The 15,129-nt window shown below is 69.3% G+C and carries 13 protein-coding genes; 7 read left to right on the top strand and 6 right to left on the bottom strand.

The genetic code is table 11. The features are described 5' to 3' along the window. Positions 1-83 precede the first annotated feature (83 nt). Positions 84-1,022: a LysR family transcriptional regulator gene (locus QSJ95_RS17255; protein ID WP_009619078.1), complete on the top strand. Its 939-nt coding sequence runs from the start codon at positions 84-86 to the stop codon at positions 1,020-1,022. Between the two features lie 138 nt (positions 1,023-1,160). Continuing rightward, a complete protein-coding gene (locus QSJ95_RS17250) occupies positions 1,161-2,135 on the top strand; it encodes a 2-hydroxyacid dehydrogenase (protein ID WP_058489065.1) in 975 nt (324 codons plus the stop codon). A 99-nt stretch (positions 2,136-2,234) separates the two neighbouring features. Here the strand turns inward: QSJ95_RS17250 and QSJ95_RS17245 are convergent, their stop codons facing one another. After that, entirely contained in the window at positions 2,235-3,143 is a 909-nt protein-coding gene (locus QSJ95_RS17245; protein ID WP_285644050.1) for a DMT family transporter, read from the bottom strand. Positions 3,144-3,280: 137 nt separating this feature from the next. Between QSJ95_RS17245 and QSJ95_RS17240 the strand changes: the two genes are divergently transcribed. Continuing rightward, on the top strand, positions 3,281-4,156 hold the full coding sequence (locus tag QSJ95_RS17240) for a helix-turn-helix domain-containing protein (RefSeq protein WP_285644047.1): 876 nt from the start codon (positions 3,281-3,283) through the stop codon (positions 4,154-4,156). 340 nt (positions 4,157-4,496) lie between these two features. Here the strand turns inward: QSJ95_RS17240 and QSJ95_RS17235 are convergent, their stop codons facing one another. The 4 genes from QSJ95_RS17235 to QSJ95_RS17220 all read right to left on the bottom strand — a co-directional run bounded on the left by QSJ95_RS17235 (position 4,497) and on the right by QSJ95_RS17220 (position 8,351). After that, on the bottom strand, positions 4,497-4,820 hold the full coding sequence (locus tag QSJ95_RS17235; protein ID WP_009619072.1) for a DUF3325 domain-containing protein: 324 nt from the start codon (positions 4,818-4,820) through the stop codon (positions 4,497-4,499). After that, positions 4,820-6,349 (bottom strand): PepSY-associated TM helix domain-containing protein, encoded by a 1,530-nt coding sequence (locus QSJ95_RS17230; RefSeq protein ID WP_285644043.1) that lies wholly within the window; start codon positions 6,347-6,349, stop codon positions 4,820-4,822. Before QSJ95_RS17230 ends, QSJ95_RS17235 begins: the two co-directional genes overlap by 1 nt. Further along, on the bottom strand, positions 6,346-6,639 hold the full coding sequence (locus QSJ95_RS17225) for a DUF3649 domain-containing protein (RefSeq protein ID WP_285644041.1): 294 nt from the start codon (positions 6,637-6,639) through the stop codon (positions 6,346-6,348). Before QSJ95_RS17225 ends, QSJ95_RS17230 begins: the two co-directional genes overlap by 4 nt. A gap of 320 nt (positions 6,640-6,959) precedes the next feature. Continuing rightward, the gene (locus tag QSJ95_RS17220; protein ID WP_285644039.1) at positions 6,960-8,351 is read right to left on the bottom strand and encodes an aminotransferase-like domain-containing protein; all 1,392 of its coding nucleotides are present in this window, start codon (positions 8,349-8,351) and stop codon (positions 6,960-6,962) included. A gap of 124 nt (positions 8,352-8,475) precedes the next feature. Between QSJ95_RS17220 and QSJ95_RS17215 the strand changes: the two genes are divergently transcribed. Both QSJ95_RS17215 and QSJ95_RS17210 read left to right on the top strand, forming a co-directional pair. After that, positions 8,476-9,339 (top strand): DMT family transporter, encoded by an 864-nt coding sequence (locus tag QSJ95_RS17215; RefSeq protein ID WP_058489059.1) that lies wholly within the window; start codon positions 8,476-8,478, stop codon positions 9,337-9,339. Positions 9,340-9,423: 84 nt separating this feature from the next. Then, positions 9,424-11,793, top strand: coding sequence for a DEAD/DEAH box helicase (locus QSJ95_RS17210; protein ID WP_009619063.1), 2,370 nt, complete (start codon positions 9,424-9,426; stop codon positions 11,791-11,793). A 316-nt stretch (positions 11,794-12,109) separates the two neighbouring features. Here QSJ95_RS17210 and QSJ95_RS17205 read toward each other — a convergent pair whose 3' ends face one another. After that, entirely contained in the window at positions 12,110-13,105 is a 996-nt protein-coding gene (locus QSJ95_RS17205) for an alpha/beta fold hydrolase (protein ID WP_285644036.1), read from the bottom strand. A 190-nt stretch (positions 13,106-13,295) separates the two neighbouring features. Between QSJ95_RS17205 and QSJ95_RS17200 the strand changes: the two genes are divergently transcribed. Both QSJ95_RS17200 and metR read left to right on the top strand, forming a co-directional pair. Then, entirely contained in the window at positions 13,296-13,739 is a 444-nt protein-coding gene (locus QSJ95_RS17200) for a CopD family copper resistance protein (RefSeq protein WP_009619061.1), read from the top strand. 100 nt (positions 13,740-13,839) lie between these two features. Beyond that, positions 13,840-14,760: a transcriptional regulator MetR gene (metR, locus tag QSJ95_RS17195; protein WP_281686373.1), complete on the top strand. Its 921-nt coding sequence runs from the start codon at positions 13,840-13,842 to the stop codon at positions 14,758-14,760. The last annotated feature ends 369 nt before the right edge of the window (positions 14,761-15,129 follow it).

The raw sequence follows: 15,129 nt of genomic DNA, 5'->3' as shown, positions 1-15,129 counted from the left end.
GAATCTTTATTACCGATAATGAAATAATGTGGCCGGATGTCTCATGTGACAATAAGCCACCCTGTCGCTCCCGAGGGCTCCGAATGGACACTCTGCAAACCATGCGCGCGTTCGTCTGCGTGGCCGAGACCGGCAGCTTCACCGCCGCGGCCCAGCAGCTGGGCACCACCACCGCCTACGTCTCGCGCGCCGTGGCCAACCTGGAAACCCACCTGCGCGCGCGCCTGCTCAACCGCACCACCCGGCGCATCGCGCTGACCGAGGCGGGCCAGCGCTACCTGCTGCGCTGCGAGCAGATCCTCGCCTACGTCGAGGAGGCCGAAGCCGAGGCCGGCGACGCCCACGCCCGCCCCGCCGGGCGCCTGCGCGTGCATTCGATGACCGGCATCGGCCAGCACTACGTGATCCGCGCCATCGCCGGCTACCGCCAGCAGCACCCGGAAGTCAGCTTCGAACTGACCATGGCCAACCGCGTGCCCGACCTGCTCGACGAAGGCTTCGACGTGGCCATCGTGGTCGCCACCGAGCTGCCCGACTCCGGCCTGGTGTCGCAGCGCATCGGCGAGACCTACAGCATCCTCTGCGCCTCGCCCTCCTACATAGAGGCCCGCGGCGCGCCGCGCACCCCCAGCGACCTGGTCAACCACGACTGCCTGCGCCTGGTCAGCCCGGTGCTGGCCCTGGACAAGTGGCTGTTCGACGGCCCCAACGGCCAGGAAATGATCACCGTCGGCCCGCCGACCTTCCAGGTCAACGTCGGCGACGCCATGACCGAGGCCATCCGCTGCGGCATGGGCATAGGCGCGCTGCCGGTCTACTCGGCGCTGGAAGGCCTGGAGGACGGCTCGCTGGTGCGCGTGCTGCCGCACCACAAGCTGCAGCTGCTCAACGTCTACGCCCTATACCCGTCACGGCAGTACCTGGACGCCAAGATCAAGACCTGGGTCGGCTACCTGCGCGAGAACCTGCCCGGCGTGCTGCAGGCCGACGAGGCCGGTATGGCCCGCCCGCACCTAGCCTAGCCCGCGCCCGCGCGGCCGCGGCTTCGGCCGCGCGATAACCGCCCCGCATCCTCGCCGCCGGGGCCGCCGGGCTTGCCAAGGGCGGTGGCGGGGATGCTAGGGTTGCGCTCCCGTCTGTCAGTCGTTGCCTTCCCCACCATGAAAAAGAACGTCTTCGTCTTCAGCCGCCTGGCGCCCGAACACCTCGAACGCCTGCGCGCGCAATTCAACGTCACCGTGCTCGACCCGAAACTGGGTGACGTCGACGCCCAGTTCGCCGCCGCCCTGCCCCAGGCCCACGGCATGATTGGCGTCGGCCGACCGCTGGGCGAGAAGCAGCTGGCCCAGGCCGGGCAGCTGGAAGTCATCTCCAGCGTCTCGGTGGGCTACGACAACTACGACCTGGCCTACCTGAACCAGCGCGGTATCGCCCTGACCAACACCCCGGACGTGCTCACCGAAACCACCGCCGACCTCGGCTTCGCCCTGATCATGGCCGCCGCCCGGCGCACCACCGAGCTGGACGCCTGGACCAAGGCCGGGCAGTGGAAGCGCACCGTGGACGCGCCGCTGTTCGGCGTCGACGTGCACGGCAAGAAGCTCGGCATCCTCGGCCTGGGCCGCATCGGCGCGGCCATCGCCCGCCGCGGCCGCTTCGGCTTCAACATGGACGTGCTCTACCACGGCAACAACCGCAAGCCGGAGCTGGAGCAGGAACTGGGCGCGCGCTACTGCGGCTTCGACGAACTGCTCGGCGAGGCCGACTTCGTCTGCGTGGTGGTGCCGCTGTCCGACGCCACCCGCAAGCTGATCGGCAAGCGCGAGCTGGAGCTGATGAAGCCCAGCGCCATTCTGGTCAACATCGCCCGCGGCCAGGTGATCGACGAAGCGGCGCTGGTAGAAGCGCTGCAGGAAAAACGCATCCTCGCCGCCGGCCTGGACGTCTACGAGAAGGAACCCCTGGCCGAATCGCCGCTGTTCGCCCTGCCCAACGCGGTGACCCTGCCGCACATCGGCTCGGCCACCCACGAAACGCGTCTGGCCATGGCCGAATGCGCCCTGGAGAACTTCGAGACGGCGCTGCGCGGCGAGCGGCCGAAGAACCTGGTCAACCCGCAGGTGTGGAAGGGCTGATCGCGGACGAAGTCCGCTCCTACAGGCCACACCGGGGTGCTCTTCGTAGGATGGTGTTGAGCGAAGCGATACCCATCGCCGCGCATGGGTTTCGCAAGCTCAACCCATCCTACGAAGAGCCACCTGCCCCGCCGCAACCGGCTTCGGCTTGCGGAACACCAGCACGTTGCCGGCCATCACCAGCGCCAGCCCGGCCAGGGCCGGCGCGCTCCACTGGTAGCCCTCCATGAACGCCGAGACGTTCAGCGCCACCACCGGGAACAGCACGGTGCAGTAGGCCGCGCGCTCCGGCCCCATGCGCCCGACCAGGGTCAGGTAGGCGGTGAAGCCGATCACCGAGCCGGGGATCGCCAGGTACAACAGCGAACCGACGTAGCGCGCGCTGCCGTCGAAGGTGAAGGGCACGCCCTGCACCAGGCAGATCGCCAGCAGGATCAGTGCGCCGTAGAGCATGCCCCAGGCGTTGGTGCTCAGCGGCCGCAGCCCGGCCTTCTGCTGCAGGCTGGAGAGCAGGTTGCCGGCGGAGAAGCACAGCGTGCCCAGCAGGGCCAGGCCCAGGCCGTAGAAGGTCTCGCGGCTGGCGGCGTGGCCGGTCAGCTCCGGCCAGAACAGCAGGGCCAGGCCGAGCAGCCCCAGGGCGCCGCCGCCGGCGACGTTCGGCGCGATGCGCTGGCCGAAGAAGATACGCGCATTCAGCGCGTTCCACAGGGTGGCGGTGGAGAACACCACGGCGATCAGCCCGCTGGGGATCCACTGGCTGGCGGTGTAGAAGCACAGGAAGTTCACGCAGAACAGGCACAGGCCCTGGGCCAGGCACAGCGCCTGGCCACGCCGGCCCAGCGGCTGCAGGCGGCGGCTGAGCAGGAGAATGGCGAACAGCACCAGCGCCGCCAGGGCGAAGCGGTAGGCGATGGACAGCGGGATGGCCACCGCCCCCACCTGCAATTTGATGGCGATCCAGGTGGTGCCCCAGATGAGCACGGTGAGCAGGTAGAGCGACAGGTTCATGGCTGGCCTCCGGTCATGGGAGGCCAGTGTCCGCCCGCGCGCCCGGGCGCCGCTTGCAGATTCTTGCGCTTATTGCGACAACCGGGCTGGCAACGCGCGCGGGCGCGGGTAGAGTGGAGGCCTGAAGGAGTCGCCCCATGTCCGCCATCGAACAGCTGCAGGTCTTCCAGTCCATGAACAGTTCGCCCAACGCCCGTCTGGAGCGTTGCGCCGAGCTGGGCGACGGCCTGTCCGCGGCCATGTGGAGCAACCGCCACGACGCCCGCGACTACCTCAGCCCCGACCACCACACGCTGTCCTGCTACCTGGCCGGCGGCACCGGCACCTTCCGCCGCGGCGCCCCCGGCGCCAAGGGCGCGCCGGACAAGCTGTGCATCATGCCGGCCGGCGAGGAAGCCTCGTGGATCGTCAACGGCGACATCCGCCTGGCGCACCTGTACTTCAGCCCGGAACGCTTCGCCCTGGGCTGCGTGCAGCTGCTCGACCGCGAACCGCGCGAGCTGCGGCTGCGCGAACACACCTTTCTCGACGACCCGCAGCAGGCCGCGCGCTTCCGCCAACTGGTGCAACTGGACTGGAACGAGCCGGGCGAGCGCCTGCACACCAGCAGCCTGGCCCAGGCCATCGTCGACCATGCCCTGCTCACCCAGGTCGGCCGCCGCGACGGCCTGCGCCTGAAAGGCGGCCTGGCCCCGGCCCTGCGTCGGCGGCTGTGCGACTACATCGAGCAGAACCTCGCCGAGCCACTCAGCCTGGGCGAGTTGGCAGCACTGGCGGCGCTTTCGGAATACCACTTCGCGCGCATGTTCCGCGAAAGCTTCGGCATGCCGCCGCACCAGTACGTGCTGGCCAGGCGCCTGGCCCGCGCCTGCGAACTGCTGCGCCAGGGCAGCCTGGCGCTGAGCGAGGTGGCCCTGGCCTGCGGCTTCTCCAGCGCCAGCCACTTCGCCAACCGCTTCCGCGCGGCGCTGGGGGCTACGCCGGGGGAATACCGCGCGGCGTTCAACAGCTGAGCGACGGGGCTTTTCGTAGGAGCGAGGGGGACGCCTAGTTCTTGCTCGCGAATGGGGCTTATCCTGGCGTTATTGGTGTTTGGATGAACTCCGTCCCCTCTCCCCAGCCCTCTCCCTGAAGGGAGAGGGGGCTGTCCGTGCCGAGAGAAGGCTAGGTTTCAGCCGGTAGCTTTCGATGCTGCCGGCTAACGCCATAACATCAAACCCTGCCCAACGGTCCCCTCTCCCTTCAGGGAGAGGGTTAGGGAGAGGGAGCGGAGCCAAGCCCAGGCATCCAAGTAACCGGGAGGCCCCATTCGCGAGCAAGCTCGCTCCTACGAAAAGCCCATCCCCCCAGCAATCACCCCAAAACTGCCAACACCCCGCCCACCAGCGGCACCCCCGCCGCAGCCGGCAGCGCCAGGCGCGGCAGCCAGGCCAGCAGGGCCACCAGGGTGGTGGTGGCGAGCATCAGCAGGCAGGCCCAGTAGACCAGGCCCAGCTCGATGCCCAGCAGGTGGATGCAGTAGGCCAGCGCTAGCCCGCCGTCCACCAGCGCCACGCCGCGCAGCAGGCGCACGCGGGCCTCGCTGGGCGCGCGGCCGAACAGCTCGCGATGGTGGCGGGCGAGGCCCAGGCAGGCGGCGGTCATCGCCAGCAGGTTGAGACCGAAGACCAGCAGCATCAGGCGTACTCCCCTTCCACCCGTTCACGGCGGCGCGCCTTGGCTTCGGGCGCCGGCGGGCGGCCCAGGCGCCAGGCCAGGGCGGCGCACAGCGCGCCGGTGAGCAGCAGCGCCAGGTCGATACCGGCGAGCAACCAATCGCCACGGGCCAGGCTGCTGGTCAGGCGGCCCGGCTCGGGGCCGAACAGCCCCAGCAGCGGCAGGCCCAGGGCCAGCACGGCGGCGACCAGCGCCTGCTCGCGGGCGGTGCGGCCGCTGCCCTGGCGCCACGCCGCGTGCAGCAGCGCCAGCAACCAGACCACCACGAAGCTGGTGATTTCCCAGCGATCGCGCTGGGCCAGTTCCGGCGGCAGCAGGCGCGAGGCCGCCAGCAATCCCAGGCTGGCCAGCGGCAGGCCGCCGCAGACCGCGGCATTGAGCGTGCGCACCAGGCCCAGGCCGGCGCTGCCGCGGGCCTCGCGCTTGGCCACCCAGACCTGCAGGCCGCCGAAGATCATCCCGCAGCCGACCAGGCCCAGCAGCAGGTAGAGGATGCGCACCAGGGTGCCGCCGAACTGCGCCATGTGCAGCCCGGTCAGCCAGGCGTAGGTCTTGTAGCCATTGCCGTAGGGCGGCTGCACGTGCAACAGCGCGCCGGTGGCGGCGTCGAAGGAAACGGTGCGCTGGTCGTTGACCATGCCGCGGTCCACGGCCCGGCGGATCTGCACCATGGACGAGGCGTCGTTGGGGTGTTCGAGGTTGATCCAGCCCACCCGGCTGTCGTCGCCCCACTGCTCGCGGGCGCGCTCGACCATGCGCGAGATCGGCTTCGGCGGCTTGGCCGGGCGGCCCAGCTCCTCGCGGTCGAAGGCGTGCTGCACCTCGTGTTCGAAGCGCTCGAAGTCGCCCTTGTAGGCGACCTTGATGCCGGCCTGCATGTACAGGGTGATGAAGATCACCAGCCCGGTGTAGGCCAGCAGCACGTGGAACGGCAGGCCGATCACCCCCAGCACGTTGTGCGCGTCGAGCCAGCTGCGCTGGCGCGCCGCCTTCGGCCGCAGGGTGAAGAAGTCCTTGAAGATGCGCCGGTGGACGATCACCCCGCTGACCAGCGCCACCAGCATGAACATCCCGGCGATACCGACGATGTAGATGCCCGGGGTGCCGGCGTGCAGGGTGTAGTGCAGCTCGAAGAAGAAGCCGCCGCCGACGGTCTTCGGCAGTTCCTCGCCGGTCTGGGCGTCGATCAGGAAGGAGCGGAAGGCGCTGAGGTCGCTGGGCACCCAGCCGGCGGTCCAGTAGGGCCCGCGCTCGGTCGGCGGCAGCATCCAGTAGGCATGGGCCTTGGGCGCGCGCTCGACCAGGGCGGCGTGGACCTGGTCCACGCCCACCGCCGGCTGCTGCGCCTCGTGCAGTTGCGGCAGCATCCAGCGCGTCAGCTCCGGCTCGAAGCACGACAGGCTGCCGGAGAAGATCACCACGAACAGCAGCCAGCTGACCAGCAGGCCGCTCCAGGTATGCAGTCCGGACATCGACTGGCGCAGGCTCATGGGCGCACTCCGAAGTCGTGGGGCAGGAACGCGGCCAGCGCCAGCAGCGCGCTCAGCGCCAGCGGCACCAGGCAGGCGCGCCAGGTGCTGCGGGCGGCGAACACGTAGAGGATGGCCACCACCCAGACCATGAAGCAGCCCAGGCTGGCGAAGGCCACGCGGTCGGCGCGGGCCAGCGGCAGGTAGACGCTGAGGAAGGCGGTGCTGGTGTAGGCCAGGGCATAGCTGCCGAACAATGCGGCCAGGATGCGCGCGCTGAGTTGCGCGCCGAAGCGGCCCTTGCTGCTCATGGGCGTACCTCGGGCTGGAACGGCGGGAATCCGGACGGGTGCATGGCTGTGCTCACCTGCTGACAGAAGTTCACCCCGAACAGGGGTGGGCAAAAGCGGAAATTTATATGAAATGCGTTCGCATTTGAAAGAGATACGCAAGAACGGATGTGAATAATCCCGCGCCTCTTCCCCACCATCAGGGCATCCCAGGCCGGGCGTAGGCGCTGTGGCTGAGCGCGCCCGAGGCCGGCAGGAAGTTGTCCTGGGCGCAGCACAAGCGGGATTGCACAGAGGCCGTACGACCGTGGAAAACCTGCAGAAAAAAATCAGAAAAGTTTTCAGCGCCCCCGCCGGGCCTTTTCCATGGCCCGTTCGAGCAGTTGGAAGACCCGCGGCGACTGGCACTGGGCGACGTTGAAGCGCAGGAAGTCCGGCGCGTTCTGGCCCAGGCTGAAGACGTTGCCCGGCGCCAGCACCATGCCCTGCTCCAGCGCCGCGCGGGACACCGCGGCGGCATCCAGAGCGCCGGGTAGCCGCGCCCAGACGAACACCCCGCCGCGCGGCTCCAGCCAGGGCTGCAGGCCCAGGCCGCGCAGGCGCGCCAGGGTGTCGCCCATGGCGTCGGCCAGGCGCACGCGCAGGCTTTCTATATGCCGGCGGTAGCCGCCCTTGCGCAGCAGTTCGTGGAGCAGCTCGGCGTTGAACGGGCTGTTGCCGAAGGACGTGGCCAGCTTCAGGTCCACCAGTTGCTCGCACCACTGCGGTCGCGCCGCGATGTAGCCGCAGCGCACCGAGGCGGACAGCGTCTTGGAGAAGCTGCCGACCTGGATCACCCGCTGCAGGCCGTCGAAGGCGGACAGCCGCGGCGCCTGCTCGTGCTCGAAGTCGGCGAAGATGTCGTCCTCGACTATCAGCAGGTCATGGGCCTCGGCCAGCTTCAGCAGGCGGTGCGCCACCAGCGGCGAGAGCTGCGCGCCGGTGGGGTTGTGGAAGGCCGAGTTGGTGATGTACAGGCGCGGCCGGTGGCGCTGCAGGAGGCCGGCCAGGGCCTCGATGTCCGGCCCCTGCGGCGTGTAGGGCACGCCGATGGCCACCGCGCGATGGGCGCGCAGCAGGGCCTGGAAGTTGAAGTAGCCGGGGTCGTCCACCAGCACCTCGTCGCCGGGCTCCAGCAGGAAGCGGCAGACCAGGTCGATGGCGTGGGTGCCTCCGTCGGTGAGCACGATCTGCTGCGCGCCGACCTGCAGGCCGTAGTCGCCCAGGCGCCGCGCCAGCTGCTCACGCAGGCCGGCGTGGCCGTAGGGGCGGCCGTATTCCAGCAGGCTCGACTGCGGCTCGCGGGCCAGTTGGCGCAGGGCGCGGCGCAGCTCGTCCTCCGGCAGCCAGGACGGCGGCAGCCAGCCGCAGCCGGGCTTGAGCGAATCCTCGGCGGCTTCCAGCGCCTGGCGCGAGATCCACAGCGGGTCGATGCTGCGGTCCAGCGCCGGGCCGATCTCGGCCAGCGACAGCGGCGGCAGCCGGCCGCAGACGTAGAAGCCGGAACCGCGCCGGGCGGCGATCAGCCCCTCGGCGGCAAGGCGCTCGTAGGCCTCCACCACGGTGCTCTTGGACACCTCCAGGCTCTGCGCCAGCGCGCGGATCGACGGCAGCCGCTCGCCCGGCACCAGGCTGCGCGCCGCCAGGCGTTCGCGCACCTGGCGCATCACCCCGTCCACCCGTGTCACGGCCATGGCCACCTCGACTGTACCGATAAAAATCCAGGACAGTTTGTTCGAATTGTACTGATCTGTCACTGGCCGCCCGCCCTTCCCGGCGCCACCATCGAGACTCCCCTCTGCTCTTGGCGAATGCTCGATGAATGCTTCTTTAGGCGGTTGGTTCAGCGGTTTCCTCGGCGTGCTCATCTTCAGCGGCTCGCTGCCGGCCACGCGGGTGGCGGTGGGCAGCTTCGAACCGACCTTCCTCACCCTGGCCCGGGCCAGCATCGCCGGGCTGCTGGCCGCGGCCATCCTCTTCGTGCTGCGCCAGCGCCGCCCGGCGCGCCAGGACATCCCGGCGCTGCTGGTGGTGGCCCTGGGCGTGGTGGTCGGCTTCCCGCTGCTCACCGCCCTGGCCCTGCGCCACGTCAGCTCGGCCCACGCCATCGTCTTCGTCGGCCTGCTGCCGCTGGCCACCGCCAGCTTCGCCGTGCTGCGCGCCGGCGAGCGGCCGCGCCCGGCGTTCTGGGCGTTCTCGCTGCTCGGCAGCGCGGCGGTGGCCGGCTACGCGCTGAGCCAGGGCGGCGCCGGCAGCCTGATGGGCGATGTGCTGATGCTGGCGGCCATCCTCGCCTGCGGCCTGGGCTACGCCGAGGGCGCGCGGCTGTCGCGGCACCTGGGCAGCTGGCAGGTGATCTGCTGGGTGCTGGTGCTGTCGTTGCCGCTGATGCTGCCACTGACCCTGTGGACCTGGCCGGCCGACCTCGCCGCGGCCAGCCTGCCGGCCTGGCTGAGCCTGGGCTACGTGTCGCTGTTCAGCATGCTCATCGGCTTCTTCTTCTGGTACCACGGCCTGGCCCGCGGCGGCATCGCCGCGGTGGGCCAGCTGCAGCTGCTGCAACCCTTCTTCGGCCTGGCCCTGGCCGGCCTGCTGCTGCACGAGCAGGTCAGCCCGCTGATGGCCGTCTCGACCCTGGCGGTGGTGGCCTGCGTGGCGGGGGCGCGGCACTTCGCCCGCTGAGCCGCCTGTGGCAGCGCGTCGCGGGAAATAGGGGTATCATCGGGCGTTTGTGTATTTCCCCGGGCTTGCCGGAAGGAACCTCCGATGACCCCACCCGCCGAGCCGCCCGCGGCGCCCGCCGACCTGGCGCCGCGCCCGCGCCTGACCCTGGGTAGCCACGTGCACAGCGGCTTCGACCTGCGCAGCGGGCGCATGCAGAACATCGCCCGGCACCGCGCCGCGCTGGCCTTCCTGTACGCCGGCATGCCCGTCTCGGGGCCGATCAACCCGCGCACCGGCAGCGAGCTGCGGGTGTTCCGCGACGACCGCATCGTCCGCCTCAGCCGCCAGCCCGAGCGCGAGCAGCAACTACGCCAGCAACTGCGCCAGTTCGGCTTCAAGCCGGCGATGCGCCGCAGCGACGCCCTGGAGGAAAGCGCCGGGGAAATGTTCGAGCTGCCCGACGACGCCACCTGGCAACAGTTCATGCGCGAGGGCCTGCCGCAGTTGCGCGAGCTCGGCTGGGACGTGGACGTGCGCCCGGAGTTCGTCTTCGACCTGACGCCCATCGAGAACTGGTACGCCGAGATCGAGGAGACCGACGACCGCCAGTGGTTCGACCTGGAACTGGGCATCGAGGTCGACGGCCGCCGCATCAGCCTGCTGCCGGCGCTGATCGAGCTGATCCGGCGCATGCCGGCGCTGCTCGACCCGCAGGCCCTGGCCCGCCACCCCGACGACGAGCAACTGGTGCTGCGCCTGGACGCCGGGCGCAACCCGGTGCACAGCTGGCAGACCGCCTCGGAGCGGCCGCTGCGGGTGGCCCTGCCCTTCGGCAAGCTCAAGCCGCTGCTGGGCACCCTGTCGGAGTTCTACCTGGGCGACCAGGCGCCGGTGCGCCGCCTGCGCATGGGCGCGCCGGACGCCGCGCGGCTCTCCGAGCTGGAAGAGCTGCCGCTGCGCTGGCAGGGCGGCGACGAGTTGCGCGAGATCGCCCTGCGCCTGCGCGACTACCGCGCCCAGCCGGCGCCGCTGCCCGAGGGCCTGCGCGCCGAGCTGCGCGCCTACCAGCACGAGGGCCTGAGCTGGATGCAGACGCTGCGCGCGGTGGGCGCCAGCGGCATCCTCGCCGACGACATGGGCCTGGGCAAGACGCTGCAATCCCTGGCCCACGTGCTGCTGGAGAAGCAGGCCGGGCGCCTCAACGCGCCGGCCCTGGTGGTGATGCCCACCAGCCTGATCCCCAACTGGCTGGACGAGGCCGAGCGCTTCACCCCCGGCCTGCGCGTGCTGGCCCTGCACGGCGCGGGCCGGCGGCGCGACTTCGCGAAGATCGAGGAGCACGACCTCATCCTCACCACCTACGCCCTGCTCCCGCGCGATGCGGAAAAGCTCGGCAAGCACGCCTACCACCTGCTGATCCTCGACGAGGCGCAGAACATCAAGAACGCCGGCACCAAGGCGGCCCAGGCCGCGCGCCAGCTGAACGCGCGGCACCGCCTGTGCCTGACCGGCACGCCGCTGGAGAACCACCTGGGCGAGCTCTGGTCGCTGTTCCACTTCCTGCTGCCCGGCTGGCTGGGCGACGCCAAGCAGTTCGCCCAGCACTACCGCACGCCCATCGAGCGCCACGGCGACCAGGCGCGCCTGGCCCACCTGGCCGCGCGCATCCGCCCCTTCCTGCTGCGCCGCACCAAGGAGCAGGTGGCCTCGGAGCTGCCGCCCAAGAGCGAGTTCATCCAGCACATCGAGCTCAGCGAGGCCCAGCGCGACCTCTACGAGACGGTGCGCCTGGCCCTGGACCGCAAGGTCCGCGACGAAATCGCCCGCCGCGGCCTGGCGCGCAGCCGCATCATCATCCTCGAGGCGCTGCTCAAGCTGCGCCAGGTGTGCTGCGACATCCGCCTGGTGCAAAAGGACGCCCCGCCACCCAGCGGCCGCGCCAAGGCAGTGACCTCGGGCAAGCTGGAATACCTGCTGGACATGCTCGAGGAACTGCTCGCCGAAGGCCGCCGCGTGCTGCTGTTCTCGCAGTTCACCTCGATGCTCGCGCTGGTCGGCGAGGCCCTGCAGCAACGCGGCATCGACTACGCCCTGCTGACCGGCGACAGCCGCGACCGCCGCCAGCCGGTGGAAGACTTCCAGCAGGGCCGCGTACCGCTGTTCCTGATCAGCCTGAAGGCCGGCGGCGTGGGCCTGAACCTGACCGCGGCGGACACGGTGATCCACTACGACCCCTGGTGGAACCCGGCCGCCGAGAACCAGGCCAGCGACCGCGCCTACCGCATCGGCCAGGACAAGCCGGTGTTCGTCTACAAACTGATCGCCCGCGGCACGGTGGAAGAGAAGATCCAGTTGCTGCAGCGGGAGAAGGCCGCGCTGGCGGCCGGCATCCTAGAAGGCGCGGGAACGGATTGGCAGCTGGACGATGCCGATATCGACGCGCTGTTCGCGCCTTTGCCGAAGGCGGTTTGAGGAGGTTCGTGGGGCGGTCTGTAGGAGCGAGCTTGCTCGCGAATGGGCGTATCCCTTTGGCCACTGTTTCTGGGGCCAACTCCGCTCCCTCTCCCTAACCCTCTCCCTGAAGGGAGAGGGGACCGTTCGGAGCGCTTTGGTATTCCTGAGTCAGCCGGCAATCTCGGGCTATCCGGCTGAAACTGACCTTCCCGCTGGCACGGACAAGCCCCCTCTCCCTTCAGGGAGAGGGCTGGGGAGAGGGCGCTCTTGAACCCAGCACCTATGCCACCGGCAAACGCCAATTCGCGAGCAAGCTCGCTCCTACGAAAGCCCCCTACAACTGCGCCACATGCCCCGCCGTCTGATGCGCCCGCAGGTAAGGCAACACCGCCGCCAGCAACGGTGCCTTGAACGCCTCCTGGAAACGGTGGGCCATCCCCGGAATCAGCTTCAACTCCGCCCCGTGGATATGCGCCGCCACATGCACCCCATGCATCACTGGCAACAACGGATCGGCGGTGCCATGGATGACCAGGGTAGGCACATTCAAACGGTTGAGCAGGTCGACCCGGCTGGGCTCGGCGAGGATCGCCAGCATCTGCCTTTGCACGCCCTCGGGGTTGAAGGCGCGGTCGTAGGATTGCGCCGCCTGCTGCAGCAGTTGCTCGCGGTCGTCCTTCACCTCCGGGCTGCCCAGGGCGGCGAGCAGGTCGGCCTGCTGCTCGATGGCTTGTTCGCGGCTGCCGGCCTCGCGCCGGGCCAGAAGTTTCAGCAGGCTGTCGCTGGGCGCCGGCAGGCCCTCGGCGCCGGAACTGGTCATCACCAGGATCAGGCTGAGCACCCGCTGCGGCGCAAGGTCGGCGACGTGCTGGGCGATCATCCCGCCCATGCTCGCGCCCAGCACGTGGGCCTGCTCGACGTGCAGCCCGTCCAGCAGGCGCAGGGCATCCCAGGCCATGTCGGTGAGGCTGTAGGGCGCGCTGACCGGCAGGCCCAGGCGGTAGCGGATCACCTCGTAGGTGAGGTTGGCGCCGGGCGTGGGCACGCGCCAGGCGCTCAGGCCGACGTCGCGGTTGTCGTAGCGGATGACGCGGAAGCCCTGCTGGCAGAGGGTCTGCACCACTTCGTCGGGCCAGTGGATGAGCTGGCCGCCCAGGCCCATGATCAGCAGCAGCGTCGGGTCCTTCGGCGAGCCTATGCTCTGGTAGGCCAGGCGCACGTCGCCCAGGTCCAGGGTGTCGGTGGGCACCCGTGGGTCGCAACGATCGCCGGCAAAGGCAGTGAGGGGCGCCAGGCACGACAGTGCCAGCGCCAGTAGAAACGCACGCATGTGAAAATCCGGAATGCAGAACCCCAGTGAAAGCCGATTCTGATGAATTTCCGTGCATCGCCCTGCCACACAACCGTGACACTTTGATGAAAGGCGCCGAGCGGTCGCCGCCAGCCTGACCGGCGTCATGGCACGGGCGCGGCCGGCCCGGCATGGTTCCAGGGAAGCAGTCGTTCGCCAAGGGGCGCCCATGAGCTATCCGATCCTGCTGGTCCTGCATCTGCTGGCCGCCATCGCCTTCGTCGGCACCGTGTTCTTCGAGGTGCTGATTCTCGAACGGGTGCGCCGCCATGTGCCGGCAGACGCTCTGCGCGCCGTGGAACGCGCCCTCGGCCAGCGCCTGCGGCGGGTGATGCCCTGGGTGATCCTGACGCTCTTCGGCAGCGGCCTGGGCATGCTGAAACTGCGCTACCTGCCGCTGCTGGCCCATCCGCTGGACTCGCCCTTCGCCACCCTGCTGAGCCTGAAGCTGCTGCTGGCCGCCAGCGTGCTCTGCCACTTCTTCTGCGCCATGTACCTGATGCACAGCGGCGGGATGACCGGACGGCGCTCGCGGATCATCCACTACAGCGTCTTCGCCCACGTCCTGGGCATAGTGCTGCTGGCCAAGGGCATGTTCTACCTGAGCTGGTAGATCGGCGGCGGCACGGGCGGGTCGACAGCCGGCCGCACATGAGACAAACTCAATCCAGTTTCGGATGTAATCAAGTTTTACTCATGTTGGAAGCGGCGCCATGCTCGAGATTCGTCACCTGAAAACCCTCCACGCCCTGCGTGAAGCCGACAGTCTGGTGGAAGCCGCCGAACGCCTGCACCTGACCCAGTCCGCCCTGTCCCACCAGTTCAAGGAACTGGAGGACCGCCTGGGCCTGTCGCTGTTCATCCGCAAGACCAAGCCGGTGCGTTTCACCAGCGCCGGCCTGCGCCTGCTGCAGCTGGCCGACGCCATCCTGCCGCAGCTGCGCACCGCCGAACGCGATCTGTCCCGCCTGGCCGGCGGCACCGCCGGGCGCCTGCACATGGCCATCGAATGCCACAGCTGCTTCCAGTGGCTGATGCCGACCATCGACCAGTTCCGCGACGCCTGGCCGGAGGTGGAGCTGGACCTGGCCTCGGGCTTCTCCTTCGCCCCGCTGCCGGCCCTGGCCCGCGGCGACCTCGACCTGGTGGTGACCTCCGACCCGGTGGACATCGCCGGCATCACCTACGTGCCGCTGTTCACCTACGAGGCGCTGCTGGCGGTGGACAACCAGCACGCGCTGGCCGGCAAGCCCTACATAGTGCCGGAAGACCTGGCCAGCCAGACGCTGATCACCTACCCCATCGAGCGCGACCGCCTGGACATCTTCACCCGCTTCCTGGAACCGGCCGACGTCGAGCCGGCCCAGGTGCGCACCTCGGAGCTTACGGTGATGATGATGCAACTGGTGGCCTCCGGCCGCGGCGTGTGCAGCCTGCCCAACTGGGCGCTGCACGAATACAGCTCGCGCGGCTACGTGACGGCCAAGCGCCTGGGCGAGAAGGGCCTGTACTGCACGCTCTACGCGGCCATCCGCGCGGACATGCTGGATGCGCCCTTCATGCGCGACTTCCTGCTGACGGCCAAGGACACCTCCTTCGCCACCCTGGAGGGGGTCAGCGCGGCGAAGGGGTGAAGTCGCGAACAGCGCTTGCGCTGGCCCGAAGGGGAATAACCCAGTGGCTTGGGGGCTCGGTGTAGCGCGCCGCTCCGAGTCTGCGGAGATTTTTTGTTTCGCCCCCTCGGGCGAGTCCCTTTTGTCAATCGCCACAAAAGGAACCAAAAAGGCTTGCCCCGACATACGGGCCCGATGGAGCCGGGCTACCCTCGCGAATTCCCCCGCCACGGAGGCCCGCCCCGAGGGTACGTCCCTGTAGCCCATCGGGGCTCTCGCGACATCCATGTCGCATGACCTCCTGAGCGCCGGTTTCTCTCGGCCTTCTGAAGGGGCGTTTCGGAGTGCGCGGATGTTTCTCTGGAAGTCCCAAGAGCAAACGCGCTTTTG

This window comes from Pseudomonas sp. NBRC 100443 (assembly GCF_030268185.1).
Lineage (GTDB): Bacteria > Pseudomonadota > Gammaproteobacteria > Pseudomonadales > Pseudomonadaceae > Pseudomonas > Pseudomonas citronellolis.
Note: the sequence above shows the minus strand (reverse complement) of the source record. Positions and strands in the feature narration are given on the sequence as shown.

Excerpts from the sequence above, each read along its gene's own strand:
- QSJ95_RS17205 (WP_285644036.1), bottom strand. The coding sequence starts at position 13,105 with ATGCGTGCGTTTCTACTGGCGCTGGCACTGTCGTGCCTGGCGCCCCTC.
- QSJ95_RS17245 (WP_285644050.1), bottom strand. The coding sequence starts at position 3,143 with ATGAACCTGTCGCTCTACCTGCTCACCGTGCTCATCTGGGGCACCACC.
- QSJ95_RS17215 (WP_058489059.1), top strand. The coding sequence starts at position 8,476 with ATGAATGCTTCTTTAGGCGGTTGGTTCAGCGGTTTCCTCGGCGTGCTC.
- QSJ95_RS17220 (WP_285644039.1), bottom strand. The coding sequence starts at position 8,351 with ATGGCCGTGACACGGGTGGACGGGGTGATGCGCCAGGTGCGCGAACGC.
- QSJ95_RS17200 (WP_009619061.1), top strand. The coding sequence starts at position 13,296 with ATGAGCTATCCGATCCTGCTGGTCCTGCATCTGCTGGCCGCCATCGCC.
- metR (WP_281686373.1), top strand. The coding sequence starts at position 13,840 with ATGCTCGAGATTCGTCACCTGAAAACCCTCCACGCCCTGCGTGAAGCC.
- QSJ95_RS17235 (WP_009619072.1), bottom strand. The coding sequence starts at position 4,820 with ATGCTGCTGGTCTTCGGTCTCAACCTGCTGGCGATGACCGCCGCCTGC.
- QSJ95_RS17230 (WP_285644043.1), bottom strand. The coding sequence starts at position 6,349 with ATGAGCCTGCGCCAGTCGATGTCCGGACTGCATACCTGGAGCGGCCTG.
- QSJ95_RS17240 (WP_285644047.1), top strand. The coding sequence starts at position 3,281 with ATGTCCGCCATCGAACAGCTGCAGGTCTTCCAGTCCATGAACAGTTCG.
- QSJ95_RS17255 (WP_009619078.1), top strand. The coding sequence starts at position 84 with ATGGACACTCTGCAAACCATGCGCGCGTTCGTCTGCGTGGCCGAGACC.
- QSJ95_RS17210 (WP_009619063.1), top strand. The coding sequence starts at position 9,424 with ATGACCCCACCCGCCGAGCCGCCCGCGGCGCCCGCCGACCTGGCGCCG.
- QSJ95_RS17225 (WP_285644041.1), bottom strand. The coding sequence starts at position 6,639 with ATGAGCAGCAAGGGCCGCTTCGGCGCGCAACTCAGCGCGCGCATCCTG.
- QSJ95_RS17250 (WP_058489065.1), top strand. The coding sequence starts at position 1,161 with ATGAAAAAGAACGTCTTCGTCTTCAGCCGCCTGGCGCCCGAACACCTC.